25 protein-coding genes are annotated in these 26,189 nt (G+C 63.4%); 10 read left to right on the top strand and 15 right to left on the bottom strand.

What is annotated here, in order from left to right; translation table 11 throughout:
- Nucleotides 1-148 precede the first annotated feature (148 nt).
- The 7 genes from FJ319_00400 to FJ319_00370 form a co-directional block, all read right to left on the bottom strand.
- Nucleotides 149-1,123 carry a DUF4392 domain-containing protein gene (locus FJ319_00400; protein MBM3932764.1) on the bottom strand — a complete coding sequence of 325 codons (975 nt, stop codon included), beginning with the start codon at nt 1,121-1,123 and terminating at the stop codon, nt 149-151.
- Between the two features lie 26 nt (nt 1,124-1,149).
- Nucleotides 1,150-1,944 carry a putative hydro-lyase gene (locus tag FJ319_00395; GenBank protein ID MBM3932763.1) on the bottom strand — a complete coding sequence of 265 codons (795 nt, stop codon included), beginning with the start codon at nt 1,942-1,944 and terminating at the stop codon, nt 1,150-1,152.
- 80 nt (nt 1,945-2,024) lie between these two features.
- Complete coding sequence (locus FJ319_00390) at nt 2,025-2,996, bottom strand: NAD(P)-dependent oxidoreductase (protein ID MBM3932762.1); 972 nt, start codon at nt 2,994-2,996, stop codon at nt 2,025-2,027.
- Between the two features lie 94 nt (nt 2,997-3,090).
- A complete protein-coding gene (locus tag FJ319_00385; GenBank protein MBM3932761.1) occupies nt 3,091-3,615 on the bottom strand; it encodes a hypothetical protein in 525 nt (174 codons plus the stop codon).
- The gene (locus FJ319_00380; GenBank protein ID MBM3932760.1) at nt 3,498-4,064 is read right to left on the bottom strand and encodes an NAD(P)-dependent oxidoreductase; all 567 of its coding nucleotides are present in this window, start codon (nt 4,062-4,064) and stop codon (nt 3,498-3,500) included. The genes FJ319_00385 and FJ319_00380 overlap by 118 nt, the downstream gene beginning before the upstream one ends.
- 202 nt (nt 4,065-4,266) lie before the next feature.
- Nucleotides 4,267-5,358, bottom strand: a complete 1,092-nt coding sequence (locus tag FJ319_00375; GenBank protein ID MBM3932759.1) for a LysR family transcriptional regulator — start codon at nt 5,356-5,358, stop codon at nt 4,267-4,269.
- Between the two features lie 196 nt (nt 5,359-5,554).
- Complete coding sequence (locus FJ319_00370) at nt 5,555-5,965, bottom strand: response regulator transcription factor (GenBank protein MBM3932758.1); 411 nt, start codon at nt 5,963-5,965, stop codon at nt 5,555-5,557.
- A 294-nt stretch (nt 5,966-6,259) separates the two neighbouring features.
- Here FJ319_00370 and FJ319_00365 point away from each other — a divergent pair, with 294 nt between their 5' ends.
- A complete protein-coding gene (locus FJ319_00365) occupies nt 6,260-8,110 on the top strand; it encodes an ATP-dependent metallopeptidase FtsH/Yme1/Tma family protein (GenBank protein ID MBM3932757.1) in 1,851 nt (616 codons plus the stop codon).
- Nucleotides 8,111-8,396: 286 nt separating this feature from the next.
- Here the strand turns inward: FJ319_00365 and lysS are convergent, their stop codons facing one another.
- Nucleotides 8,397-9,905 carry a lysine--tRNA ligase gene (gene lysS / locus FJ319_00360; protein MBM3932756.1) on the bottom strand — a complete coding sequence of 503 codons (1,509 nt, stop codon included), beginning with the start codon at nt 9,903-9,905 and terminating at the stop codon, nt 8,397-8,399.
- Nucleotides 9,906-10,057: 152 nt separating this feature from the next.
- Complete coding sequence (gene greA / locus FJ319_00355; GenBank protein MBM3932755.1) at nt 10,058-10,528, bottom strand: transcription elongation factor GreA; 471 nt, start codon at nt 10,526-10,528, stop codon at nt 10,058-10,060.
- Between the two features lie 275 nt (nt 10,529-10,803).
- Here greA and rsmD point away from each other — a divergent pair, with 275 nt between their 5' ends.
- Genes rsmD through FJ319_00340 form a run of 3 tightly spaced genes read left to right on the top strand, consistent with a single transcriptional unit; the run spans nt 10,804 to nt 12,533 of the window.
- Entirely contained in the window at nt 10,804-11,358 is a 555-nt protein-coding gene (rsmD, locus tag FJ319_00350) for a 16S rRNA (guanine(966)-N(2))-methyltransferase RsmD (GenBank protein ID MBM3932754.1), read from the top strand.
- Entirely contained in the window at nt 11,359-11,844 is a 486-nt protein-coding gene (gene coaD / locus FJ319_00345; protein MBM3932753.1) for a pantetheine-phosphate adenylyltransferase, read from the top strand.
- 41 nt (nt 11,845-11,885) lie between these two features.
- A complete protein-coding gene (locus FJ319_00340; GenBank protein MBM3932752.1) occupies nt 11,886-12,533 on the top strand; it encodes a hypothetical protein in 648 nt (215 codons plus the stop codon).
- Between the two features lie 84 nt (nt 12,534-12,617).
- Here FJ319_00340 and FJ319_00335 read toward each other — a convergent pair whose 3' ends face one another.
- Together FJ319_00335 and FJ319_00330 are read right to left on the bottom strand one after the other, a co-directional pair.
- Nucleotides 12,618-12,995, bottom strand: coding sequence for a hypothetical protein (locus FJ319_00335; GenBank protein MBM3932751.1), 378 nt, complete (start codon nt 12,993-12,995; stop codon nt 12,618-12,620).
- 60 nt (nt 12,996-13,055) lie between these two features.
- Entirely contained in the window at nt 13,056-14,216 is a 1,161-nt protein-coding gene (locus FJ319_00330; GenBank protein MBM3932750.1) for an LLM class flavin-dependent oxidoreductase, read from the bottom strand.
- Nucleotides 14,217-14,506: 290 nt separating this feature from the next.
- Between FJ319_00330 and FJ319_00325 the strand changes: the two genes are divergently transcribed.
- From FJ319_00325 to FJ319_00310, 4 genes are all read left to right on the top strand, one after another.
- A complete protein-coding gene (locus FJ319_00325; GenBank protein MBM3932749.1) occupies nt 14,507-15,043 on the top strand; it encodes a sigma-70 family RNA polymerase sigma factor in 537 nt (178 codons plus the stop codon).
- Nucleotides 15,044-15,186: 143 nt separating this feature from the next.
- The gene (locus tag FJ319_00320; protein MBM3932748.1) at nt 15,187-15,366 is read left to right on the top strand and encodes a zf-HC2 domain-containing protein; all 180 of its coding nucleotides are present in this window, start codon (nt 15,187-15,189) and stop codon (nt 15,364-15,366) included.
- Between the two features lie 177 nt (nt 15,367-15,543).
- A complete protein-coding gene (locus FJ319_00315) occupies nt 15,544-16,578 on the top strand; it encodes a hypothetical protein (GenBank protein MBM3932747.1) in 1,035 nt (344 codons plus the stop codon).
- Nucleotides 16,579-16,638: 60 nt separating this feature from the next.
- Nucleotides 16,639-17,703, top strand: coding sequence for an aryldialkylphosphatase (locus FJ319_00310; GenBank protein MBM3932746.1), 1,065 nt, complete (start codon nt 16,639-16,641; stop codon nt 17,701-17,703).
- Between the two features lie 425 nt (nt 17,704-18,128).
- On the opposite strand, the gene FJ319_00305 is transcribed toward FJ319_00310, so the two are convergent.
- Nucleotides 18,129-21,512: a hypothetical protein gene (locus FJ319_00305; protein MBM3932745.1), complete on the bottom strand. Its 3,384-nt coding sequence runs from the start codon at nt 21,510-21,512 to the stop codon at nt 18,129-18,131.
- Nucleotides 21,509-24,763, bottom strand: coding sequence for a hypothetical protein (locus tag FJ319_00300; protein MBM3932744.1), 3,255 nt, complete (start codon nt 24,761-24,763; stop codon nt 21,509-21,511). The genes FJ319_00305 and FJ319_00300 overlap by 4 nt, the downstream gene beginning before the upstream one ends.
- Nucleotides 24,764-24,822: 59 nt before the next feature.
- Here FJ319_00300 and FJ319_00295 point away from each other — a divergent pair, with 59 nt between their 5' ends.
- Together FJ319_00295 and FJ319_00290 are read left to right on the top strand one after the other, a co-directional pair.
- Nucleotides 24,823-25,209, top strand: a complete 387-nt coding sequence (locus tag FJ319_00295) for a RidA family protein (protein ID MBM3932743.1) — start codon at nt 24,823-24,825, stop codon at nt 25,207-25,209.
- Between the two features lie 62 nt (nt 25,210-25,271).
- Nucleotides 25,272-25,481, top strand: a complete 210-nt coding sequence (locus FJ319_00290) for a hypothetical protein (GenBank protein MBM3932742.1) — start codon at nt 25,272-25,274, stop codon at nt 25,479-25,481.
- A 9-nt stretch (nt 25,482-25,490) separates the two neighbouring features.
- Here FJ319_00290 and FJ319_00285 read toward each other — a convergent pair whose 3' ends face one another.
- Both FJ319_00285 and FJ319_00280 read right to left on the bottom strand, forming a co-directional pair.
- Nucleotides 25,491-25,931 (bottom strand): DUF2283 domain-containing protein, encoded by a 441-nt coding sequence (locus tag FJ319_00285; protein MBM3932741.1) that lies wholly within the window; start codon nt 25,929-25,931, stop codon nt 25,491-25,493.
- Between the two features lie 13 nt (nt 25,932-25,944).
- Nucleotides 25,945-26,136: a hypothetical protein gene (locus tag FJ319_00280; protein ID MBM3932740.1), complete on the bottom strand. Its 192-nt coding sequence runs from the start codon at nt 26,134-26,136 to the stop codon at nt 25,945-25,947.
- Nucleotides 26,137-26,189: the final 53 nt, after the last annotated feature.

Raw genomic sequence — 26,189 nt, 5'->3', positions numbered from 1 at the left:
CAGGAAGATAGTAACAATAATATCCAGACGGCGTCTTCGTTGTCAACGAACATCCTCATGCTCATTTGCCGGCCAACACGCAGGGGCGTTCATAGAACGCCCCTACAATAACGTGCAACAATGCCCGTTGAATCAGACTACCGCGCTCTCAAAATCTGCGTAATCTGCGGATAGATCCGTGGCCGCTATACCGGATTCCTTCCTTCGTCAGGAGCTCGTGAAGGCGTTTGACGGTGAGGCTGTTCTCCTCCAGTGTGAATCCGTCCACCTGGTTCACGCGCGTGGCGCCCGGCCCGTCTACTGCGCCCAGCTCAACGCACTTCTTGACCAGGTCTTCTTCGTCTTTCAAGGAGATGAGAAGGTTCTTCTTCTTTAACCGCGATATCGCCGTCACGAGGCCGTACCCTCCCCAGTTGGAGACGCTCGTGACGATGAGCTTCGAGACCTTCGTCACGCAGGGGCTGGAGGGCATGAAAGGGTACCCGGGGATCTCTTTTGCCAGGTTGCCCATGCCTATCTCGTTGCCGCCGTCGCCGATGCCGACCGAGTGAGGGAAGTCGGAGAAGAGGTAATCGATCTTGGCGTTGAACTCGGAGATGTCCCGCCCGCGCATGTTCAGGAACACGCCGTCCTTCGTGAGACCGCACCGCTCAATGGAGATGAGTATCGAGGGCTTCAGGTCCTTCACGACCTTCGCCGCGAACTTCTTGCTCTCCTCGTGGCCGGCAATCGGGAACTCGATGACCTCCGCCTTCTTGCCCAGCAGGCCGGTCATAAGCGCGTGCGAGTGCTTGTCCGTGACGTAGACGACCTTGTAGCCGAGCGATTGCAGAGCGTTGCCGATGGCGATAGCCCCCGGCGGGCCGTCCGTCTCCGGCGCCTGCGCGGTCAGGATGTAGAAGCCGGTCACGATCACCGCCGTGCCGGGATGGTCCAGAATGAGCTTCGCCGCCTCCTCAGTGTAGCCATTCGGCAGGTGAGCTCTCAGAGGCGCGACGCCGCGCTTGTCGCGGTCCAGGATGATGTCTTCGATCGTATTGAGGGTCATAGTTGGCTCCGTAAACTGAATTTGGCGGACTGGATGTAACAAAGAGGGTCCCGATCCATCGGGGCCCAGATGCATTTCCGACTGGATAGAGTCTGGCAGCGCTAAAGGACCGAGACGTCTTCGTCCTTCAGGTCCGTGATGAACATGTATCCGGGCGAATGCGTGATCATGAGCGGCGGCTTGGACTTCATAGCCACCGCTTGCGGTGTTACGCCGCACGCCCAGAAGACGGGAACTTCTCCATCGCGGATTTCGATAGAATCGCCCAGGTCAGACTTCGTAACGTCCTTGATGCCGATCGCCGCCGGGTCACCGATATGTATGGGGGCGCCGTGCACGCCCGGGAAGCGGCTCGTCACCTGAACGGCCTTTACAATCTTGTCCCTCGGAATCGGCCGCATCGTAACTACCATCGGGCCGGAGAAAACCCCGGCCGGCACGGTCTGAATGTTCGTGTAGAACATCGCGACGTTCTTGTTCTGCTCCACATGGCGTAGTGAAATGCCTGCATTGATGAGCGCGTTCTCGAACGAGAAGCTGCACCCCAGCAGAAACGAAACGAGGTCATCGCGCCAGTAGTCCGACAGGTCTGTGACCTCTTCAACCAGCTTTCCGTGCCGGAATATCCTGTACTTGGCGGTGTCCGTCCGCAGGTCTGCCCCCGGGGCGGTCTGCTTCGGCTCGGTATTCCCGGCCTCGACAACCTCTATCAGTGGACAGGGCTTGGGATTGCGTTGGCAAAAGAGAAGGAAGTCGAAAGCCAGGTCCTTCGGGAGTATCGCAAGGTTGGTCTGGACATGGCCCGGCGCAATTCCGGAGGTCGGCTGCACGAGCTCGCCCTTGCGGATAAGCGCGCGAACCTCTCTGGCGTGTTTGGGTAGGGAAGATACTTGCATGAAGGTTCCTTGTATCGTTTTCGGCGCATGCGCCGAGATTAGCGTAGTGCCGGGCGGATGGCGCGTCAAGTTGAGCGCCTCTACACCGGTATGACGCCGATACTCTGGCCCTTGTTGTACGCGATGTCCTCGTCGATCATCCTGCGCGCGTCGTGTTGCGGCTTGAAGCCCAGGATGGTGCGCGCCTTCGTAAGGTCGAACTCGTAGTAAGTAGGCGTTGTCTTGATCGACGCCGAAACGTACGGCATCTCGATGCGCTTCGAGATGTAGGGGACTATGTCGTCCCAGGAGAACGCCGACGGCGCGCCGATCTGGAAGAGCTCGCCTGCCGCAGCCGTTTTGCCGAGCACGCACATACATCCGTGGATGATGTCGGGCACGCTCGCCATGTGCTTCTTCCATGGCCGCCCGTTCTCGTCCGAAATGATAAGAAGCTTCTCCTTGCCGTCCCACAGGTGCGCGGCCTCGGGCCGCGCCTTGTAGCTGCTCAGGTAGAATGAGCCGAACTTCAGGAACTCGCCCGGCCCAACGGTGTACGGGAAGCGCAGCACAGTCGTCGGTGTCTTGTATGTCCGGAAATAGCCGATGACCATCTCCTCAACCATTGCCTTGGAGAGGCCGTACCAGCCGGTGAGCGTCTTGGCCGTGCTCTCCGTGACCGGTCCCTTCATCCCGCCGGGCGGGTACTTGGCCAGCACCGCGTCCGTGCTGGCGACGACGAAGTGCTTCAGGTTTGCGATGGGGCGCACGGCCTCCAGCATGTTGAAGGTGCCGCGGACGTTGATATCGAAGTACTCCTCCACGGTGAACGGACCGCCGCCCTGGAACGCCGCCGCGAGGTGGTAGACGGCGTCCACGCCGTCTACAGAGCGCTTGCAGTCCTCCGGGCTGGTGATCGTCCCTTCCAGCAGCTCCAGTCCAAGCGGCCTGAGCTTCTCCGTGCGGGGGTCGCGCGGCCATACAAGGCCGCGCACCTGGTGACCTTCCTGAACAAGCGCGGCGGCAAGGTTAGACCCTATGCGGCCTGTGACGCCGGTGACAAGTATGCGCATTTAAGACTCCGTTATTCTGGCTGCTGCGGCGTTACTGTACCCCGTACCCTGTACCCCGCACCCCGGCGGAGGCTGCGTCGGGAGTGGGCCCAACCTACGTCGGCACGACGCCTATGTCCTGGCCCTTCGAGAATGCCAGCGCATCGTCGATCATTCGGACGCCGTCGTATTGAAGCTTGAAGCCGATCAGGGTGCGCGCCTTTGTCAGGTCGAACTCGTAGCAGGAAGGGGTGCCCTTGAAGGCCACGGTCACGTACGGGATGCCGGTCCGCTTCGAAAGGTGCGGCACCACCTCGTCCCAGGTGAACGCCTTCGGTCCGCCAAGCTGGATGATCTGACCGAACGCCGGCTCCTTCCCGAGCGCGCATACGAGGCCGTGCACAACGTCGCGCACGTCCCCCATGTGCTTCTTCCAGGGACGGCCATTCTCGTCGGTGATGAGCACCAGCTTCTCTTTGCCATCCCACAGCGGGGTTATCTCCGGCCGGGTCTTGTAGGAGCTCATGTAGAAGCCGGCGAACTTGAGAAATTCTCCTGCGCCGACGGTGTTGGGGAAGCGGATGACTGTCGCAGGCATTTTGCTTGCGTTGTGGTAACCCACGACCATGTTCTCGCCCATGATTTTTGAAAGGCCGTACCAGCCACCCAACGACTTCGGGGTGCGGTCCTGTGCACCAGCTCCGACATGCCGCCCGGCGCGCTCTTGGCGTAGACGGAGTCAGTGCTGGCCATGATGAAGTGCTTGAGCTTCGGATTCGCCTTTGCGGCCTCCAGCATGTTGAAGACACCGCGAACGTTGATCTCGAAGTACTCTTCGGTGGTAAACGGCCCGCCGCCCTGGAAGGCCGCAGCAAGATGATACACCGCATCCACGCCGTCTACGGCTCGCTTGACATCTTCAACGTTCGTTACGGTCCCGTTGACAAGCTCAAAGTTGAGCGGTCTGAGCTTCTCCACGCGAGGGTCCCGCTGCCAAACGAGACCGCGCACTGAATGGCCCTCCTTTACAAGGGCAGCAGCAAGATTAGCGCCAATGCTCCCGGTAACGCCTGTAACCAGTACGCGCATGTGGCCTCCCTGGACCGATATCCGTCTCGCGGCGGATTCTAGGCAGCGGAGGCAGGGGTGTCAAGGGGACGGCAGTCAGCAGTTGGCAGTTAGCAGTCGGCCAATCCAAGACCCGGAAGACTGACTGCCAATACGCAGGCCCCGGCGGCGGCAGTTCCCCCGAATGCCACCGCCGAAGCCCGCCAGGAGAGGGTAGGGATGTCTAGTTGAGGACCTTCACAGCCGGCTCCCGCCGGATCACGTCCAGGTATCGCTGGCTCTCGACCGAACCGGCGTCGAAGGCGATCAGACGCGGTTTCGTTTCCGGCAGTACGCCGCGCGAGGATATCAAGGCCAGGAAAGCGCTCTGGAGAAGGGTGAGGCGCTTCTGCTTGTGGTAGATGATATGCAGGTCCATGGGTTCCGAAAGCTGCGCCCCGGATACAATCGACAGCAAGCCCAGGCGCACCTCAGTGGTTGTTGAGGCTCTGGAGACGAAGCCGAGTCCGTGGCCCGACATGGCTACCTGTTTGACCGCCTCAAGGCTGCCGAGCTCCATGGAGACGTCGCCGCTGATGTACAGCCTGTTCAAGAGGGCGTCTGTGGCCGCGCGCGTGGCAGACCCTGCCTCTCGGATGATTAGCGGCTCGCCGTTCAACTCGGCGGGTTCTACCAGGCTCTCGAAAGCAAACGGATGCCCCTTGCCGCAGACTATTACCAGCTCGTCGCCTGTAACATGCTGTCCCACCACATCGGCCCGCGAGCTGGTCCTGGCGATGAACCCCATGTCGACCGATCGGTCAACGACCATCTTCTCGATAAGGTCCGAATTGGCGATCTGGACCGTCACCTCAATGTGCGGGTACTCTCTTTTAAAGCGCTCCAGCGCCCTGGGCAGGTGGTACTGCCACACGACGCTCGCCCCGAGCACCAGACGGCCCGTGGTAATGCCGCGAAGTTTCTCCATGGTGGACCGCAGGTCGTCCGCGACGCTCAGCAGCTCTTGCGCCTTGTCGTAAAGCACTTCTCCGGCGCCGTTTACAACTGACTTGCGCCCGACCTTGTTGAACAGCGCCACGCCAAGGCCGTCTTCAAGGGCTTTGATGTGGGCGGAAATGGCAGGCTGCGTAATGTATAGCCTCTCGCTCGCCTTCGCCATCGTCCCTTCGTTCACAACTGTGTGGAAGACGAGCAGCCGGTAAAGGTCAAGCTGGTCCACGTTAATTGAGCGCTCGACTGTAGACAGCGGCTTCCGCAGACGGCTTGCTTGCATACCCGCCCTCCTTTCGGCCTTGCGCAGATGGTTTCGCCTCATCTAAAACGTTACCAGAGGGAGGTGAAGCGGGCCACGATACAGTTACCAATGGCGCTGTTGTAGGCCATACGCAACGCGGAACGGTGCTGGCACCCATGGAGTAGGGGGTTGCTCGTAAGTGGCCTGGGGAAGCCCACTTGCCTCGGGCGCGAACTGTGCGGACATTCGGATGAAATGTGATTGTGAGTGGAGACTGCTATCTGAGTGCGACGAACAGCCCGTTCTTGCTCTGGGAAACGAGGGTCGCGAAATCGCTGCTTGCGATGGGGCGGCTGAGAGATATGAACGAGCCTGCGCTGAGCGCGTCGCGAATGTCCATTTCGGTCACGTGCGAGGCCATAACCATAACGCTGCATCCCGGCGCCATGCTCTTTGCAGCCTTTATCGTCCTGTGCCAGCTCATTCCCTCGAACGGCTGCGTCAGCACCATCACATGGTGGCCGCCCTTCCCCACATGGGCCGGCATGAGTTTGATGTCATCGATCTGGGTGACCCGGTAGCCGTTGTCGGAAAGGACTGCGATGAGCTCAGTGGATAGCTCCGGAGAATCGCAGACGAGCAAAGCCGACCTGCCTGATGCCGCTGGTTTTGCCATAGTCTTTGCCATGCCTGTCGTAGTGTGGGTCGAGCGCCGGCTCGTGTACCCGTCTCCGGCCAATTATATCTCCACGACTCAAGGGTCTATCTTCGTGCCGCGAGAGGGTTGACTGGTCCCATCAGCCGACAGAATAACGCCCGCTCGGCAAGGATTGAATTAGAGGCTGCATCAGTCTGCGTAGGTACCTGCTTGTACTTCGAAACTATCGCTTTGTTCTTTGCTTTGGTGTATAGATTAAGGTAAGATTGTGTTAGTAGTGTCGGGGAGTCCCTGTCACTAGAGTGGTATTGCCCCGGAGGTGGAATGAACTCCAGATGGATGCGTAATGGCTTCATATACCTTTTGATCGTGGTAGCCGTTATCGCAACATGCTTCACTCTCTTTTCGGACGTCGGCGGGTCCGAGGAGATCGCCATTAACCAGGTCATAGCAATGGCCCGGAACGGCGAGATATCGTCCATTGAAGTGCGTGGCGACAAGCTGACTATCACCACGACCAGGCAGGACAAGCTTACTTCGCGCAAGGAACAGGGTTCAAGCGTCCTCGAGACTCTTCAGAGGGCGAACGTTGACCCGGCTGCCAGCAACATCGAAATTGCTGTGAAGGGCTCCAGCGGCCTCGGCAGCGTCTTTACCATTCTCCTGAATTTCCTGCCCCTGATATTCTTTGGCGCTGTGCTCCTTTTCATGATGCGCCAGGCCCAGGGGAACACCAGCCAGACCTTTAGCTTCGGGCGCAGCCGCGCCAGGATGCTCGTCGGCAACCAGCCGGCCGTCAGCTTCAACGACGTGGCCGGCGCGGATGAGGCCAAGGAAGAGCTTGAAGAGGTGGTGGAGTTCCTGAAGTTCCCGGAGCGGTTCCTTACGCTGGGCGCGCGCATTCCCCGCGGCGTCCTGCTCGTCGGCCCGCCCGGCACCGGCAAGACCCTCCTGGCCCGCGCGGTGGCCGGGGAGGCTGGCGTGCCCTTCTTCTCTATCAGCGGCTCCGAGTTCGTCGAAATGTTCGTCGGCGTCGGCGCCTCCCGCGTGCGCGACCTATTTGACCAGGCCAAGCGCAACGCGCCCTGCATCGTGTTCGTGGACGAGATCGACGCGGTCGGACGCCACCGCGGCGCCGGCCTCGGCGGCGGCCACGATGAGCGCGAGCAGACGCTCAACCAGATACTGGTGGAGATGGACGGGTTTGACACCAGCACGAACGTAATAGTGATGGCCGCCACCAACCGGCCGGACATCCTGGACCCCGCGCTGCTGCGCCCCGGCCGCTTCGACCGGAGGGTAGTGCTGGACAACCCGGACGTAAAGGGGCGTGAGGCAATCCTGAAGGTACATTCCAAGGGCAAGCCCCTCGACGCCGGAGTGGACATGTCGCGCATCGCAAAGCAGACGCCTGGCTTTAGCGGCGCGGATCTGGCGAATCTGGTAAATGAGGCCGCCATTCTGGCCGCGCGCAAGAAGCGCACCGTGGTGATGTTTGAGGACTTCGCGGAGTCTATCGATCGCGTCGAGGCGGGACCGGCGAGGAAGTCCAGGGTAATAACGCCACGGGAAAAGGAAATGACTGCTTACCATGAGGCGGGACACGCCCTGGTGGGGCATTTGCTCCCCCACGCCGCGCCCGTGGTCAAAGTCTCCATTGTCGCCCGCGGCTCTATGGGCGGGTATACCAAGTCTATTCCTGACGAAGAGACACACCTGCTGACTCTGAACCAGGTTAAGGACCGCCTCTCAGTATCTATGGGCGGCAGAGTTGCCGAGGAGACGGTCTTCGGCGAGATAACAACCGGCGCAGGCAGCGACATTGAGAACGCTACCGGTCTTGCCCGCACGGCCGTCACCAGGTGGGGCATGAGCGCCAAGCTCGGCCCGCTCACTTTCGGAAAGCGCGAGGAGCTGGTCTTCCTTGGCCGCGAGATTTCGGAGCAAGCCAACTATAGCGACAAGATTGCCGAGACGATTGACGAGGAGGTACACGCGCTCATTCAAGCGGCGTATGAGACCGCCAAAAACATCGTCATTACCCACAAAGGCAAATTGGCGCAGATAGCCAAGTACCTCGTGGAGCACGAGACTGTCGAAGGAGAGGCGCTGGACAAGCTCTTTTCCTCACCGGTCCCGGACATACCGTCTGCCCAGGCCGCCCCCGCGGACTAGTAGGCGGCGCAAGGACAAAACAAAAGAGGGTCCCGAACAATCGGGGTCCTCTGTGTTTGTACCTGAAATAGGCATTCGGGTGAAGCCCATCACTCCGCCATTGGCCTGATTTCTCCCCTTGCCACCGTGAGCCTTTCCCTTGCCACCCTGAGTGCTAGCGCAGGGTGGCAATGAGGGCGGTCAGGGGGCAATGATGGCGCTCAGCTGGCAATGATGGCCCAGGGTGGTAGTGGGAGGCTCAGGGTGGCAACACAGCGTCCATAGTCCCGCACGAGGGCTCCTTTGTCTATCTGTTCCGCATCTGCGGGAACAGCACCACCTCGCGGATAGACCTGTGGCCGGAGAAAACCATCACCATCCGGTCGATGCCGAGCCCGAGGCCGCCTGTGGGCGGCATTCCGTGCTCGATCGCCACCAGGAAGTCCTCGTCCAGCCTGTCCATGTCCTCGTCCTTGAACACATTCCGCAGCGCCTCCTGCTGCTCGAACCGCCGCCGCTGGTCCACCGGATCGTTAAGCTCGCTGAAAGCGTTGCAAATCTCCATGCCGACCACGAACCCCTCGAACCGCTCCACTAGCGCGGGATTGTCTTTCCTGCGCTTGGCAAGCGGCGATGTCTGGACGGGGTAGTTGACCAGGAAGGACGGCTGCACAAGGTGCGCCTCCACGTCCTGGGAAATGAGCTTGTCCACCATGCCGGCCCAGCTCATCTGCTTTTTGACGTCGTATCCCTTCTCCTGCATCGCGGCCTTGAGGCCTTCAACCTCGGCAAGCTGAGGCGAGAGGATGTCTATACCGCTACGCTTCAGGATCTCGCTGCAAAGGTCTATGCGCGGCCAGGGCGGAGTGAAGTTGATGGTGTGGCCGTCGATCTCCACGGTCGGCTTCCCCAGCACTTCCATTGCCAGGGTGTAGTAGAGGTCCTCGACCATCTTCATCACGTCGTTGTAGTCCGCGAAGGCCTCGTAAGACTCCATCGTCGTGAACTCTGGATTGTGCGTGAGGTCCAGCCCCTCGTTGCGGAAGAGGCGGCCGATCTCGTACACCTTCTCCAGCCCTCCAACAATGAGCCGCTTGAGGTATAGCTCCGTCGCAATGCGCAGATAGAGGTCGCTGTCCAGCGCGTTGTAGTGCGTCACGAACGGCTTGGCCGTGCCGCCCGTAGGCACGTTCACCAGCACCGGCGTCTCAACCTCCATGAAGCCGCGCCCGTCCATATAGCGGCGCAGGGCGGAGATCGTCTTGCTACGCAGGACGGCTACCCGGCGCGCCTCTTCGTTGGAGATGAGGTCCAGGTAGCGCTGGCGGAAGCGCTGCTCGGTGTCGGTCAGTCCGTGCCACTTCTCCGGCAAAGGTCGCACCGACTTCGACAACACCAACCACGACTTCACTTCGATCGTCGCCTCGCCGGTCTTGGTCCGCATGGCCGGGCCGGTGATGCCCATCCAGTCGCCTATATCCAGGTCCTTGAGCGTGTCATAAGAGTCAGGTAGGTTATCCTGCCGCATCAGCGCCTGGATTTTGCCCGACGCGTCCAGGATGTCGATGAAGGTCGCCTTCCCCATCTTCCGGTAGCGCACGATACGCCCTGCGATGGAGACGTCCGCAGTCTTGATTGGGGCAGGCGCCGGTGTATCGTTTGTCGGAGCGATGCCCCTGGGGCCATCCTCGATTTCGGCGCGCTTCAGAAGCTCTATGGCTTGCTGTGTTGTGTGTGAGCGGTCGTACCGGGTAGGGTAGGGTTCGATGCCCTTCTCTCGAAGGCTCTGCAACTTCTGGAGCCTATCGCCTATCAGCTTGCTTTCTGCTTCCGACAATTTGCGACCTCGCTTCGTTTCGCCTTGGCCGGAATGGCCGTCAGAATTATATGCTCTTGCCGGAGCCCTGACAAAAAACTGAGGCCCCGGCGCGCCGGGGCCTCATCGGAAACAGCGCCTCGAGCGGCGGGCTACTCAACCTTCGTTATCTTCAGCTTGTTAACGCCCTTCGGCGTGCGCACCTCAACGGTGTCGCCCACCTTGCGGCCGAGCAGCGCCTGTCCAACTGGGGAGTCCAGCGAAATCTTGCCCTCCAGCGGCACCGCTTCCGCGCTGCCCACAAGCGTATATGTCCGCTTTGAGCCGTCCTGGCCGGAAACGACGACGGAAGAGCCGAACTTCACGACGTTCCCCCCGCCATCCTCCGATGCAACGACAACGGCATTGGACAGGATCTCCTCCAGGTCGGCGATGCGGCCTTCAACGAACGCCTGCTCGTTCTTGGCGTCCTCGTACTCGGCGTTGTCCACGTTGCCGCCGCCCTCGTGGGCGGTACGGATGCGCTCAGCAACCTCGCGCCGGCGAACGCTCTTGAGGTTCTCCAGCTCCTGTTCGAGGTTTTGCTTGCCTTCCAGCGTCAGGTAGGTCTCGCGCTTTGCCATACCCCCATGCCTCCAATAAGCAAAAAGACTGAGGGGTCCCGGCTAGCGGGACTCTCGTCTCAGCCTGTGAGGCTATTGTACCTTTCAGGTTATGGAATGTAAATCTTCGTACCTGTAACGTGCCTTGTGCAAGGCAAATGATTAAACTTTGTCAAAAACAACGTCAAAAATCTGCTTTACCGTCTGTTTTGCCCATGCTAGCATCGGACACTACATATGAATGAAAGGTTGATCGCAACGGCTTCACGGCGGTCTCGGAACGCAGGAGTTGCCCAATGACGACGCGGATCAGCGGGGGCAACGAAAAGGGCCGGAAGCTGAGGGTCTCGAAGAGCGACGGCCTGAGGCCAACCTCAGAGCGTGTTCGCGCTGCGGTCTTCTCGATAGTCGGCAATGGCGCGGTTGAAGGCAAACGCGTCCTCGATCTCTACGCGGGTACCGGCGCGCTGGGGATTGAGGCGCTAAGCCGGGGGGCTGCGCAGGCCGATTTCGTGGAGTCGCACGCGGGCAGGTGCGAGGCGCTGAGCCAAAGCCTGAGAGACCTGCGGCTCGCTGACCGCGCTAAAGTACACAAGGCCAAAGCGGAGCGGGCGGTGGAGTCCCTGGAAGGGAAATACGGCCTTGTATTCGCAGACCCGCCTTACGAGCTCGATCCGTGGGAGGCGGTCCTTGGAAGCCTGGGCTCCGGCAGGCTGCTGGACGACGATGCGATTGTCGTCGCGGAGCACCGTCACAATCGCGAGCTTGCCGAAAGATACGGCAGGCTGACGAGGACAACCAGCCGGCGCTACGGCGACACCTCGGTATCAATCTACAGGCTGGAGCAATAGATGGCCACGGCGGTCTATCCGGGCAGGTTCGACCCCGTTCACAACGGGCACGTCGACATTGCGACGAGAGCATCGAAGCTGTTCGACAAGCTGACCATTAGCGTCTACGATCTCCCGCCGCAGAGGTCGATGTTTTCAACGGAAGAGAGGCTTTCGTTCTTCAGGCAATCGGTGGCGGCGCTGCCGAACGTTGAAGTGATCGCCTTCACCGGCCTGGCAACCGACTTCGCAAGCAAGAAGGGCGCAACGTTCATAGTCAGGGGCCTCAGGGCCGGAAATGACTTTGAAACGGAGTCGGAGATGGCGCTTATGTGGCGCACGCTGAATCCGAATGTGGATGTGGTCTGCATACTCAGCTCTCTGCAGAACCAGTTCGTCCATTCCAGCCGGATCAAGGAGGTGGCCCAGCTCGGGGGGGACGTTAAGAGCCTGGTGCCGCCTCAGGTTTACAGGGAGCTCAAAGCAAGGTTCAAAACAGCCCAGTAATGCTGGGACTGTGAAAGGGGGACGCCATTAATATCTCAGTTGTGATAGACGAGCTTGAAGCGATTGCCAGCACTTCTTCCCGGATGCCCGGCCTGCGAAAGAAGCTGATGGTTGACGGTGACCGGTTCATCAAGGCCGTTCAGGGTCTGCGCGACGCCCTTCCCTCGGACATAATGGAGGCGCGCGAGATGATCAAGCAGAAGGACAGCCTTCTGAGCGGGGTCCAGATGGAAGCCCGCCGCATCCGCGAGTCCGCCGAGGAAGAGGCGCACGACATCAAGGCTGTTGCCCACAAGGAGCGCGCCTCACAGGTGGATAGCACCGAGGTAGTGCGCGCCGCCCAGGCCAAGGCAGATGAGATCAAGCAGCAGGCCCTCATGGAGGCCAAACAGATCACCCAGGAGGCCCAGAAGCAGGCCTACCGGATGCTGGATGAGGCAGAGGCCACGGCCGCCATCCGCCGCCAGGGCGCGGACCAGTACGCCCGCGAAACGCTGTTCGATCTGGAAGAGCGCATCGCCGGCCTTCTCAGCCAAATCCGCCGCGGCATCGACTCGCTCGGCAACGAGCCCACGCCCGCCCCGGCGCCCGTGGGCCACACCAACGGCCACGCCCGCAACGGCCACGACAACCTGGACGTCGCAGTCGGCGCCGCCAACGGCTCAGTAAACGGCAACGGCCACAGATAACGTTCCAAGGTCAATTTGACAAGAGATGAGCCCTCCGGCGCAACGCCGGAGGGCTTTTCCCCTGTTGTCAATTCTGGCGACAGCCTACTTCAGCGCGGCCTTGAGGTCTTCCTTCTTGCTGCCGATGACCAGCCTGCGGCCGACCTGCACCATGGGCCGGCGGATGAGGCGCGGCTCCTGGAGCATCAGCTTCATCATCCGCGGCTCGTCTGCAGAAAGCTCCTCCCGCGTTACGCCAAGCTCCTTGAATGATGGGCTGTTCCACGAGAACACGTTCGCCAGCGGCCGCTTCCCCACGAGCTTCCGAAGCTCCTTCTCCGTGAACGGCTCCTTGAAAAAGTCGCGCTGGTCGAACTCGACCCCCTCCTCCTTCAGCCACAGCCTGTAGTCCCTGCACGTCGTGCACTTGTTCCAGTCGTAAAGCTTGAGCGTGGCCATTTCTATTCCCTGTATCGTTCCCATGAGGATCGGCTGTTCGTCCCTACGGCTGCTGGCTAACTGCTCACTGCCCACTGCCCACTGCTAACTCCCCTTATACTCCTGCTTCGCCTTGTTGATGGCGCGGTCCTTGAGTGCCTTCATCTCGTCCTTCTTGCTCGCCGCCCAATCGCGCGAGGCGACGATGTTCTCTAGCGAACCCTGGAACTGCGGCATCACGTGGCGGGCGATGAGCTCGTAGCTGCGGCGCACCTGCTCGCGCGTGCCCCACTCCGTCGCCTGGATGAGCAGCGCGCCGAAGCCGCCGCTCTCCGCGTCCAGCCGCTTGATCGCCGCCACCATATCGTCGGGCGTGCCGACAACCCACTCGCCGCGCTCCACCTTGGCGTCGATGATTTTGTCCGCCGGCCCGTCTATGTAGGCGTCCTGGCCCATCACCTGCTCGAAGTAGCCGCGCTGGTAGGCACCGGCGGCCACGCGCGCCTGCTCGACCGCCTCCTTGCGGGTCTCGGCTATGTGGGCGTGGGTGACCAGACGCCAGTCCGCGCGGTTCATCTTCTTGCCGCTCTTCGCCGCCGTCTCCTCAGCTATCGCCCAGAACTCGGAGAGCTTCGTTTTGATACGGTCGCCGGAATTGGCGGCGATGGAGAGCACGCCCGCGCCGTGCTTGCCGGCGACGATCATCCCGGACGGCGAAGCGACGGCCGCGACAGCGATGGGGAAGTGCGGCTGCGTGTACGGCCGCAGGTGGAGGCGTCCCTCGACCAGCGTGAACCACTCCGACCGGCAGGTCACGGGATCCGGGCTTGTCAGGAGCTGCATGATCACGCCGAGCGACTCGTCCATCCTCGCTCGCTGCGTGGGAGGGTCTATACCGAGCATGTACGCGTCCGACACCAGCGCGCCCGGGCCGACGCCCATCATCACGCGGCCGCGGGCAAGGTGGTCCAGCAGCACCATGCGGTTGGCGACCATCAGCGGGTGGTGGTAGGGGAGGCTGACCACGCCCGTGCCGAGCCTGATGTTCCGCGTGCGCTCCGCCACGAAGGCCAGGAAGAGCTCCGGCGAGGCGATGGTCTCCCACCCGCCGCTGTGGTGCTCTCCCACCCACGCCTCGTCGTACCCCAACTGGTCCAGCCACTGGATGAGCTCAAGGTCGCGCTCCAGCGCAAGGGTGGGGTTCTCTCCCACCGTGTGAAAGGGGGCCATGAAGATGCCGAACCGCATACGTGCAGGCAGCGCCATTGTTAATGCACCCTCCGGGGGAGTCTATCCACCCCGACAGGACTCGGGGCTCCTCCCAAAATGTTAACAGGGGCTCCGTATTCCATCGGAGCAGATTACGCAGATTTTTTGAGCAGCCGACGCTGTCGCCTGCATTCTTGGCCAAGAATACGTGGTTATTCTCTCCAAGGCAACCCGCCTGCCAGTGTCCGAAAAGATCTGCGTAATCTGCGTAATCTGCGGATAACATCTTGTCACTGTTTGATTCTCCCGTTCGTCTCCCCTGTTGGAGCTGCTTATCAAGGCGGTCTATGAAGCAAGAGGCAATGGACAACGGCCTCGCCGGCGACGCGGCGTTCGTCTCGCTGATCGAGACCTACGAAGCGCGCGTGCTGCGCTACGTCACCCGCCTGGTGCCGGACGTCGAGGACGCGCGTGACCTCACGCATGAGGTCTTCCTGCGCGCCTACCGCCGCAAGGTCACGCTCCGCTCGCACGGCTCGGTCGCGAGCTGGCTCTTCGCCATCGCCTCGAACATCGTGCGTGACTACCACCGCCGCCGCCGCCGTGTGCTCTCGTTCGTCCCGTTCTCGGCGTGGCGCGAGGCCGGCGAGGCCGCTGCGGACGGCGCGCCGGCGGACGACGGGGCGGACACCGTCGCCAGGGTGATGGCGCGGATGCCGGGCGAGATGGTCCAGTGCCTGGTGCTCCACGAGGTGGAGGGATTCACCTCGATTGAGATCGCGGCCGTGCTAGGCATCAGGCCGGAGGCCGTGCGCCAGCGGATAGTCCGGGCGCGAAAGCGGTTCAGGGAGCTTTACGTAGAGATGGGCGGCGGCCCCACGTAGAGACGACCCTCCGGGGCGTCTCGGTGGTTTGGGTAACCCGTCACGTGTGCATTCCGGATTGTGCCCTTTCGTAGAGACGTCCGCCGCGGCGGACGTCTCTACGAGGGGAGAAGAGGCCGCGGACGCGGCCCGGAGGACTCGTTATGCCTCACAAGCACTACCAGAAACTGATTGAGCAGGCGATGGACGGCCGGCTGGAGCCGGCAGACCGCATCGCGCTGGAGACCCACCTGGCCTTCTGCGACGACTGCCGCGCATTCGCGCCGTTGACTGGACAGGAGCGCGCCGGGCTGGCGGCGTGGTACCGCGCGCCGGCGGCGTAGAGCGTAGGCGCGGCGCAGGCGCTGGCCCGTCATAATCGAGCGCGCCGTGCACGCCGGCAGGTCCATATTCCTCTCTCCACCCGGCTCGTTGCTGCGCCACTTCTGGCGGTTATAGCAATGCTGGCCGTGATAGCTCTGCGGCCATGGGACGGGACTCCCTTGTCGGCGTCTGCCGCTGTGGCGCTCGCGTTCAACGAGATGGCCACCGTTAAGAACGTCCATGTCAGGGAGGAGACCCGATACGTTTGGAAGCCGGAACTGTTAGCGCAAAGCTCCCGGTGGTACCAGGCTACCTCGCTGGCAGATGACAATGCGACCTCAGCGAACTTTCCTGAGGTCATTCGACTCAGAATGTCATCTCCAGCGATTTCCACTCCTGTGCTGATAGACGGCGTCAATATCAGGCTCCAGTATTCAACAAGCCCAACCGGTCCGTGGACTGATGTCGTTTCCGGTGACGGACTCCAATTCAGGCTGCAGAGTACGAACGCGGCGGCCGATCTTCCGTCAGAGAGCCTGACAGTAGTCGAAGGGGACTTTGTATTCCCAGACAGCTTCTACGTCTCCGATGCGTTTGGCCCGGCAGGGCAGACAGGAAGAGCGATTACCCTCTCATTCGCCGGGAAGATCTATGCCAGGGTGGATGGCACCCTTTGGCAACAAGTCTACGCTGGACAGGACCAGTCCAAATCATTCTGGGGCCTCTTTTCCACCGAACTTGACGCTATGGCGAACCTGGAATCGCATTTTGACACCGTAAGCCAGATGAGTGACCAGGTTGTGGATGGCCAACGGGCGCGACATTACATGGCAAGCACGGGCGACTTTACCCGCGGCGATTTCACAATGCTGGAGGTATGGGTCGCCAAAGAAACCGGCTATCCTGTGAAAATCGTTCACACCAGGCGAACCCCCGATGGAACAGGCGAAGAGAAGAAGTACAATTTCAGCCGGTTTAATGAGGACTTTGATCCCCCACCGGTTTCGTCATCCGGCGGGGCAGTCATGCTGCCGGCTTCCCAGTGCGTGCAGGCCGTGGCCGGTAGCTGCGTTGTCAGGGGAAGCACGAACACATTCATAGTCCCAGTCCAGAGCTTTCTCAGGACCGACGACATGATTATTCGCAATGTTCCCGCGACACCAACGCCTCCAAAGGTCCGCCTGCCTGACGGTACGTGGGCATATCCCACACCAACGCCAGCGCCCCAATGACAAATCCCTCGCGTTGGAGCACAATAGCGCCACCAACACCAGCGCGAGGGACCTTCTTCTATGGCCAAGTTCGACCTGACCGGGCTCGTCCAGACCGTCACCGGCGCCATCACCCCCGACAAGATGGGGATGACCTCAACTCACGAGCACCTGCTCGTGGACATCACGGAGCTGCGCCCGCCGCCGCGCGAGGCGAGCGCGCGCGAGATGTTCTACGGCCCCGTCACCCAGGAGTCGCTAGCCTATGCCCGACACTACGACACACTCATAGCCGAGAATATCCGCCTGCGCAGCATCGAGACTGCGGTCTACGAGCTCAAGCTGCTCAAGCAGCACGGCGGCGGGACGGTTGTGGAGGCGACGACTATCGGTATAGGCCGCGACCCGGTGGGGCTGGCGCGCATCGCCCGCGAGGTGGGCTTCAACATCGTCATGGGCGCGTCGTATTACGTCGGCCTCATGCATCCCGCGGACATGGATAAGAAGACCGAGGACGATATCCTCAACGAGATCGTGAGCGATATCACCGTCGGCGTCGGGCGCACGGGCATCAAGGCGGGCGTTATCGGAGAGGTGGGTTGCTCGTGGCCGCTGACGCCGAACGAGCGCAAGGTGCTGCGGGCGTCCGGCCGCGCCCAGAAGGCCACCGGCGCAGGCCTCCTTATCCACCCCGGCCGCAACGTCGCCGCTTGCATGGAGGTCGTCGGCATCCTGCGCGAAGTGGGTGCGGACCTGAACCGCACGATCATCGCCCACATGGACCGCAACTACGCAGACCGCGAGAGCATGAGGAAGCTTGCGGAGACGGGCGTTTACCTTGAGTGGGACCTGTTCGGCCGCGAGGTCTCATACTACGACCAGAACCCGGCGTTCGACATGCCGAGCGACGCCCGCCGCATGAACGACATCAAGTACCTCGTGGACGAGGGCTTCGGCGAGCGCGTTGTCATCGCCCACGACATCTACACCAAGGACCGCCTGGTCTCATACGGCGGCCACGGCTACATGTACATTGTGAAGAACATCGTCCCGCGCCTCCGCCAGCGCGGCTTCACTGGCGACCAGGTGAACAAGATCATGGTGGAGAACCCGGCCAGGGTGCTGACCTTCGTGAAGCCGGGGTAAGGGTACGGGGGACAGGGTAGGGGGTACGGTGAATAGCCGTGGGAAGGCGCTTCGGATTTGGCAGCGCAAGCAGCTCGCCGTAAGTCTCCCCTGGCCGCCGCAGCGTTGGGTCTGCCGGATACTGGGTGGGTAAGGGCGCTGGCGAGCGGGTAGGGGAGGGCCGTAAAGGCGGCAGCGTCCCGTTACACTGGGAACTACACGTCACCCCCTTTTTGCTACCCTGAGCGACAGCGAAGGGTCTAAAAACCCAAATCTACAGTCTGGACCGCCATACGCAGGCAACGCCATTAGACCCGCCGTCCCGATGGAATCGGGACTCAGGGTGGCAAGGGTAGGGACCGAGGTCTCGTCATTGTAATGGCGCACAGCGCCCGCCCTCACCGTCCCGCGGCCCGCGTCTCCCGCCGACCAACGCCATTCGCGCCCTACCCAACGCTCGTCGCCGATGCGCCGCCCAGGCACGCCTTCGCACCCGCTTCCGCCTCGGCGGCCAGCGCGTCGATGTCCGTCAGGGATACCTCACCGTTGCGCAGGTGGAGGAAGAGGAAGACCACTTCCTTGACGGGCATGCCCGTGACCTGCCTCAGTGCCAGCGCGTATGCGCCCGCCTGGAGGCGGTAGCGGGACTGCACGAGCGATTGGGCGCTCTGCACATCTTGAACCCAGTCCGTCTTGTAGTCGACGACGATGAGGCAGCCGTCTTCCTCGAACAGCAGGTCGATGAAGCCCTCCAGGACGCCGCCGCCAACCGGCGCGGCGACGGGGGCCTCCCGCCAGGTGCGGCTTGAGGCGACGGCGCGGCGGACGGCCTCGCTCTCCAGCGCGGCGCGGGCGAGCAGCGCGATCTCGCCGCGGCGGTGCGGCACCCCTTCGGCGGTGGCCTGTGCGGCTACGGCGGCATCGAGGCCCTCGCCGGTGGCGAGGTCAACGGTCTGGAGTACGGCGTGCACCGCACGGCCAATATTAGTCCCCGCGCGGCCTCGCCTCCACGGCTGCTCGGGATCGTCCGGCCGGTCGGCGCGGGCCTCTTGCGCGAGCGTCGTGGCGGCAACCGCAAGCGGCCTGCTGCGCGCCGCGATGAGCGCCTCGTGGGCGGTTAGCCACGCAGCGCGGTCGGAGAGCGTTGTATGGGACGTCACGGTCCCCGCCTCCTCTACGGGCTGGCCCAGCAAGGCCTGCGGCCAGGCGCTGGCCGGCGACAGGCACTCTACGGGTACGGGCCGCCACAAGGCGGGAGCGTCCTTGAACTTACTTGCGATGGTCGCCGCGGCGGACTTCTCATCGCCGGCCTTGCGGTGCACGGAGACCACAAGGTGGTCGCGCGCCCGCGTAGCGGCGACGTACATGAGCCGGACGAACTCCAGGTCCTCCATGCGCTTCTCGAGTTCCGCCAGTATCTTGAAGCCTGCCGTTTCGAACGCCGTGTCCTTTTCGCCGATGCAGACCTCCAACCCTCCTCCCGCCCTGTCCGCCAGCACCGGCTCAACACGCGATTTCCTGTCCGCGTTCAGTGCGGTAAGGATTACGACCGGGAACTCCAGTCCCTTGGACGCGTGAACGGTCATTATCCGCACCGCGTCCTCGTCGCTCTCCGGCACCGGCGTCTCCGTCACGCGCGCGCCCTCCTCCATGCGGCGGTCTATCCACTGCAGGAAGGCGCGCAGCGATGTCCCACCGGCGGACACGAAGGCGCGCGCCTGCTCCACCAGGAATCGGTAGCGCCGCCACTGCTCACGCGGCCGCGCCTGGGACATGGACGCTTCAAGCAGCCTCCTGTCGCGAACGAAGGCATCGATCAGAGCGGGGATGGTGGTCCACATGCGCCGCTCGTGGTAGCCCCGCAGCGCGAGCAACGCCTCGGCGACTGTTGCGGGCGCGCCGGGCTGCGGCGGCGACAGGTAGTCGAGCGCGCTGCCGGAGTCCACGTGCGCGAGCAGGTCCACGTCCGAGCAGGCGAAGGCAGGCGACCGCAGCGCGCCCACGAGCGCAATCCTGTCCGTTGGGTCGTCGATGGCGCGCAGGCAGCTCAGGATGTCGCGCACCACCTGCGTGTTGAATATGAGCGACGCCCCCTCCAGACGGAACGGCACCCGGGCGTCCTCCAGCGCCAACTCCAGAGTCCGCAGCCCCGTGCGCGTCGGTATCAGGATGCAGATGTCACGGTACGCCGCCGGCCGGTATACCGCCTCTTCGACAGAGGAGTCCTTGTCCAGCACCGGCCATCCCTCGGAGCGGACGGTGCGAATGAGCGCGGCGATCTCTTCAGCCTCCTGCCTGCGCACGGCGTCAACCGTCTTGAGGTCGGACTCGCCTCCCAGCGCCCACACGGCGGCCGAGCGGGGGTGGGCCGGGTCCGGCTCCCAGCGGTGAACCAGAGGCACGTACGTCGCCTGACCGTCGCCCGTTGTCATCCACTGCCCGAACAGGTGGTTGACCCATTCCGTCGCCGGCCGCTGAGAGCGGAAGTTCTGCTTCAGCTCCAACTTGCGTCCGCCCATGCGCGCCTGTATGGCCGAAAGCTGCGTCACGTCCGCCCGGCGGAAACGGTATATCGACTGCTTGGGGTCCCCCACAACGAAGAGCTTCCCCGGCGCCGGCGTCACGCTTGTCCAGTCCCGCGGGCGGCTGTCCGGCGCGGCCCCGGGAGCTTCTTCAGCGATGAAGAATGCGATCTCCGCCTGGATGGTGTCGGTATCCTGGGCCTCGTCGATGAGCAGGTGGGAGAAGTGCGAGCGGAAGTGGTCGCGCGCGTCCAGGCTGTCGCGAAGAAGGTCGCGGGCCCACACCAGAAGGTCATGGAACTCCGCGCGGCCCGCCTGCCTCCGCTCCGATGCGTGCTGCAGCACGAAGCCCTGCAGGGCCCGCAGCAGCGGCATGAGCGCGGCCCGCCGTGCGGCCTCAATCTCTTGCCTCACCGCTTCGTCCAGATCTGCCAGCAGCGCTTTGAGCGCCTTGCACGCATTCTGCCCGGTTAACCGGTCGGTCTCGAACTCCTTCTGATTGCCCTTCTTGGCGGCGGCAAAAGGCAAGGTGCGGTTGAGCAGCCTCAGCGCCGCAGGCTGCGAAGGCGACATGCCGGCGAGGCGGCGGGCGGATGCAAGCACGCCAGCGCAGTGCGCGACCAGCGGGTCGGCGTCCCCCTTGAGCGCGAATCTGCAGAGGCGCTCGATCTCGCCGGCCTCGGCAAGCAGGCGAGGGACCGCGGCCGGCGTGGGGGCGGCGGCCGGCGCGAATTCCGATGCCGCCAGCCTGTCGTATTCCCGGTGGAAGCCGCGCGCGATGGTGTGAAGGTGCTCAAGCGTGATGTCCAGGGAGAGCGCGGCGGCGAGCGCGGGTTCGAGGGCAGGGTCGTCCAGTGCGTCCTCCAGCCACTCCGCCCACCGCTCCTCAAAGTCGATGTCCGCCTCGATCTCGTCCAGCTTGTCAAACGATGGCGGCAGGCCGGCTTCGAGCGGGCGCTCCGAAAGCAGCGCCGCCGCGAAGCTGTGCAGGGTCTGGATGGATGCGCGGTCCAGGTCCAGCACACCCTGGCGGCACCGTGCGCGCTCCCGTTCAGGCTTCGTATCGTCCTTCGTGGCCCTCTCCAGCCGCTCCCGGACCCGGTCGCGCAGCTCCGCCGCGGCGGCGTCCGTGAAGGTGATCGCTGCCACGCGGTCGATCGTCGCTTTCCCCGATGATACGAGCGCCGCCAGGCGCTCGACCAGGCTGCTCGTCTTGCCGGTGCCTGCGCCCGCCTCGACGAAGAGCGTATCGTCCAGGCAGTCCCTGATCGCATCTCGCGCGTCCTGGTCGGCCGGTCTGAACGTCATGCGGCGTCCCCTTCCGGCTCCGCCATTGCGGCGTAGCCCGCCAGCCTGGGGTCCCCGGCCTTCTTGCGCTGCCAGGCAACGTCGCGGCGGGACTGGCACACGCTGGTGAACTCGCAGAACGTGCAGTTCTCGAAGCCGCCGTTAAGCATTTTGCCGGGGTTGGCCGGGAACAGCCCCTGGCGGATGCCGGAGACGATCTCCGCGGCGGCCGATTGGAAACCCGGCAGGAGAGTTTCCAGCCCCGCCGGCTCCCCAGGTATCAGAGTGAACTTGCCGCCGGCGCTGACGAACCAGTAAGCCGCCCGCACCTGTACGTCATCGCCGAGCGCGGCCCGAAGCGCAAGCGCGTAGATGGGTAGCTGCAGCCGTTTGCCGCGGTCTATCGGGTGCTTCTTCATGCCGCTGAACGGGTTGGGGCTCCCCGTCTTGTAGTCGATCACAATGGCGGTGCGGGATGCCGCATCAAAGTCCACCCGGTCTATCACGCCCCGGAACCGGACCTTGCCCACGCCGGGTATCTCCACCGCGACCGGCGGCCAGGACTCGCCGCTGTCGGAAGCGACGCCGAACGCCGCCTCAACCGCATAATTATCCATGCCGAAGCGCTCCCGGAAACCGTCGTCCTCCTCCAGGAATGTCAGCAGGTCGGTCAGGATGTCGCCCCTTGCCAGCTGCCACAGGAGCCGCTTGCCGGTTACGCCTCGCGCCTCGGCGTCTGTAAACGCCTCCTCGGCCATGGCGTGGAGCGCCCGGCGGTGCTCGTCAGTCCAGCGACTGCCCGGGCGCGGCCCGCCAGCCTTCCGTGCCTCTCCGACGAAGCGCTCCAGCACGCCGTGGACCAGGGAGCCCTTCTCCATGGGCGAAATGGTGTTGGCCTCTTCAGGCCGTTCTATCTCGCCGACCCCCAGAACGCGGGAGAGGAAATAGCTGTAAGGGCACTTGGCCCACTTCTCGAGCGAGGTTGGCGAGAGGACGCGGCGGCCCACGGGGTCCAGCCGCTTGGAGGCTGCGGCGAGCGCGGAGAGGTCGCCGTCCCACTCGGTGAGGGCGCGCGAGCGGCGGTGTCCGTCGAGCGCAAGTGAGCGCGAGAGCAGGCCGCCGGCCGCCAGCGGGTGCGCCGTCATTGGAAGGTCGGCCGCTCGCCAGCGCCAGAGCGACTCCATATCGTAGTCATGCGCGTCGGCCGGCGTCTCCGTCCGAACAGACGCCAGGGCGTGCTCCGCGGAGGCAATGACCGTCAACCAGGGGCGGTCCCTGAGCGCCCGCAGCGTGGAGGAGTAGACGGCGGCGCCTTCCAGCCCGGATGCTGCCTCAAGGAGCCAGTGGGATGCGAACTGGCCGCGCTGGCCGGAGGCGGCGGGGTAGGAGAGCACTGCGCTTCCGGCGGCTGCCAGCGCGGCCAGGTAGCTGTACCGCTCGTCCTCCAGAGAGGCCTCGGCAAGCGGAAGGCCTGCCGCCGGACCGCCGGCGGCCCTTCGGTCGCGGTCCGGGACGAGGGGGTCCTCCTTCGGTCGCGGTGGTAGCGCGCCCTCAGCCATGCCGACGATGTGGACGAGATCGAACTCCATGCCGGCCGCCGCGCCGATCGGCGCGACAAACACGCCCTGGCCCGAGCGCCCAGTATGGCCGAGCGGGGCCGCCAGGGCCTCCTCGAAGGTCGCTACGAACTTCGCGAGGGTCGGCCGGGAGTCGATGGCGTCCAGCCCCTCAACCTCGGACAGTGCTTCCGCGATCTTTTCCATCGCCGAGGTTTCCTGGGCGGGCGCCGCTCCGGTATCGACATAGCTCGCCACCAGCCCTGCCAGCCAGCGGGACAGGGCTTCCCATGATGGAGACTGGGGTGGGGCGACCGCGGTATTCAGGCTGGCGATGAACGTCGCGAGCGTCCTAGCGGAGGCCGCTTCCTCAAGATTTGCCTGCGCGGTCTCCTCGGGCATTTCGCCGAGCTCCACGCCTCGTGCCGCGGAGCCCTCGAGCCCGGCGGCGTAGCGGTCCAGCCGCTCGCGCCACTGCTCCGGGCCACGGACGATGCCCGCGCGGCGTGACACGGAGTCCCATCGCGACGGGCTGAACGCGGCGGTGACGCCGCCCGGGGCCTTCACAGGAGAGCCGGTAAGCCACTCCATCACCTCGTCCCTGTGCAGGTCGGAGCCCGCCATGCGCAGGAGGCCCATAACGGAGCGCGCCACGGCCGAGTCGCCAACGGTGGCGGCGGCCGGGCCTGTCGTGGGAATGCCGGCCATGGCCATCTCGTCGTGGATGAGCGTCGCGTACGGGTCGTCCTGTCTGAAGAGGAGGGCCATGCGGTGGAGCGGCGTGCCCTCTCCGGCGGCCCGAACGATGCGGCGGGCGGCCCACCGCACCTCCTGCTGGGGGTCGGGCGCAACAAGGATGCGCGTGAGGCGGCCTGTCGCGGTCGGAGGCGTCTCGTCGCAGCCAAAATCGTCAGAGAGGCGGCCAACAAGGGCACGGGACTGGGCGTCTGCCGTTTCGTCTCCGGTGAGGCCGAGCATTACTGCGCAGGGGCCGCCGGCCGGAGGAGCGGCAAAGGCCGCAATGAGGGCAGTCTCGCCGGTCGTGAGCCTTCGCGGGAGGTAGAATACAATGGCGCCCAGGTCCTTCAGCGCAGGCGCCTTGCCGTTAGCGACGGCCGCCGCAGCAGATGCCGCCAGGTCCTCACGGTCATAGTACCTGGTGGTTAGCTCGCGGTACCGGTGGAGCAGGCGCACGACCTCGCGCCGGACCGGCCCCGCCGCCTCAAGCGCAGAGACTGCCTCCGGCGTGGCGTGGCGCAGGCGTCGGAAGGTGTGCCGGAGGCTGCGGTGGAGGGCGGGGTTGTGGCCAAGCGCGCCGAGGGGGCCGGACGCGCCCTCGGCCACGGCGCGGACGATTGCGCCCTCAATCAGCGGCGTCAGGGGGACGCGACCGGAGGCGGCCAGGGCCGGAGCGCCAAGGATCTCCGCCAGCCGGGGAAGCACGATGGTCCTCACGTTGGCGCTGCCGGAGAGGCCGAGCGCGTGGCGCAGGGAGAGGTTGGCATAGTTGGACGGCCCGACCACTGTCACAGGCGCCAGGGGGTTGCCGCCCTTCAGGCCGGCAACGAGCTCGCGCAGGCTGTGGCGCGCTTCGGAAAGCGGGATGAGACGCAGCTCCCGGCGTGCGGTGGTCTGGCCTTGCATGGTACGTCCTGCTGCGAACGCCCGGGGCACGGAGCGCCTGCGCGGGCCGGTTGGCATTGTCGCACCCGGCATGGTATGAAATCCATTAGAATTAGGCAACCCGTTGGAGCAACAATTCAAGGAGGTCTGCGATGAAGTTCCTGAGGAGCAAAGAGGGCTTTCCGTTCAGCTCGGCTGTCATCCACAGCGGAAAAGTACTGGAGACGGTGCTGACCGGCATGCCGCCCGGGCAGTCGAAGCCGGTTGAGGGCGGCCCCGCGGCGGAGATGAAGGAGATCTTCAAACAGCTGACCGAGGTCCTTGCGGAGGCGGGGCTGAACAAGCACAACGTGTGCTCGGCGCGCATCTACCTGCAGCACGTGAACAGGGACGTGAAGGAGATCAACGCGGTGTGGGCGGAGTACTTCGCGGGCCACCCGGTGAACCGCCGGTGCTACGGCGTGGGCCTGCAGAGCAACATGCTGGTGGAGGCGGCTTTCGTGGCCGAGTTCCCCGAGGAGACGGCCAAGAAGAAGTAGGGTTTTAGGTGTTAGGTGTTAGGTTCGAACCAGCACCCAGCACCCAGCACCCCTGTGTTACCATGGAGCAAGTTTGCGAGAAGGCAGGGAGCTATTGGGAACCGGGAAACGAGTGGGCATCATCCTGGCGATGTTCTTTTTTCCCTCTCGTCGCCGTCTGGCTGACCTACAACATAGACAGCGACCTCAAGCGCTTCCTGCCTTTCGTGATCAGCGGCATCGTGCTGTGGGCCGTCGTGATGTTCACTCTCAAGGGCCGCCGGCGGTTCTAATGGCGCGCGCTACGCCGGGGCTTTGAAGGCGAACTTGTTGCGCTTTCGTTTGGCAACGCCCTGAGGCCCGCGAAGGCCCGGGCGTACCTCGGCTGGCAACGGCACGAGCCAATCACGCCCAACCCTCTCCGCGCCTTCCACCCTGCCTTGCTGAAGCAACGCCTGCAGACGGCGTACCGATATCCCCATTTCCCGCGCGGCTACACTGGTAGTTACCTTCCGCTTCGAGGCGACTATGGACGACAGTTTCAGGTCGAAAGGTGCTTCGCCCATTGCCGACACGCCGCGCACCATGACCCCAACTACACGGCCATCGGAGTCGATGCGGACCATGACATGCTCGTTTGATGTGGGATATGTGACTGCTGCCTTCCCTGGGACAAGGAATTCGAGCATGTCGCCGTCCGGATCGTATGAAAGCTCGAACTGCGCCTCTTCCGTCTCTACCATGCAGCAATCTCCTTCATCTCACTCGATCAGTCAGCCACGCAGTTAACACCCATGCGTCGGTTGCGGTCATCTTGGCCATCACAACGAGGTACTTCGGACCTTTGGGCGTTACATCGAACCACCTGTAAAACCTGTAGACCTCCAGAGCCAGGTCCGGTGTCACGATGTCTGGGCCGGCCAGAACGCTGCCTATGTCGTCCAGCATCTCATTAACTTCCGGGTGCTTTAGGGCGATATGAGAAACGCGCTCATCAGTTA

The sequence above is a fragment of the SAR202 cluster bacterium genome (genome assembly GCA_016872355.1).
Classification (GTDB): domain Bacteria; phylum Chloroflexota; class Dehalococcoidia; order Lucifugimonadales; family VGZY01; genus VGZY01.
This window is presented reverse-complemented; position numbering and strand designations above follow the sequence as displayed.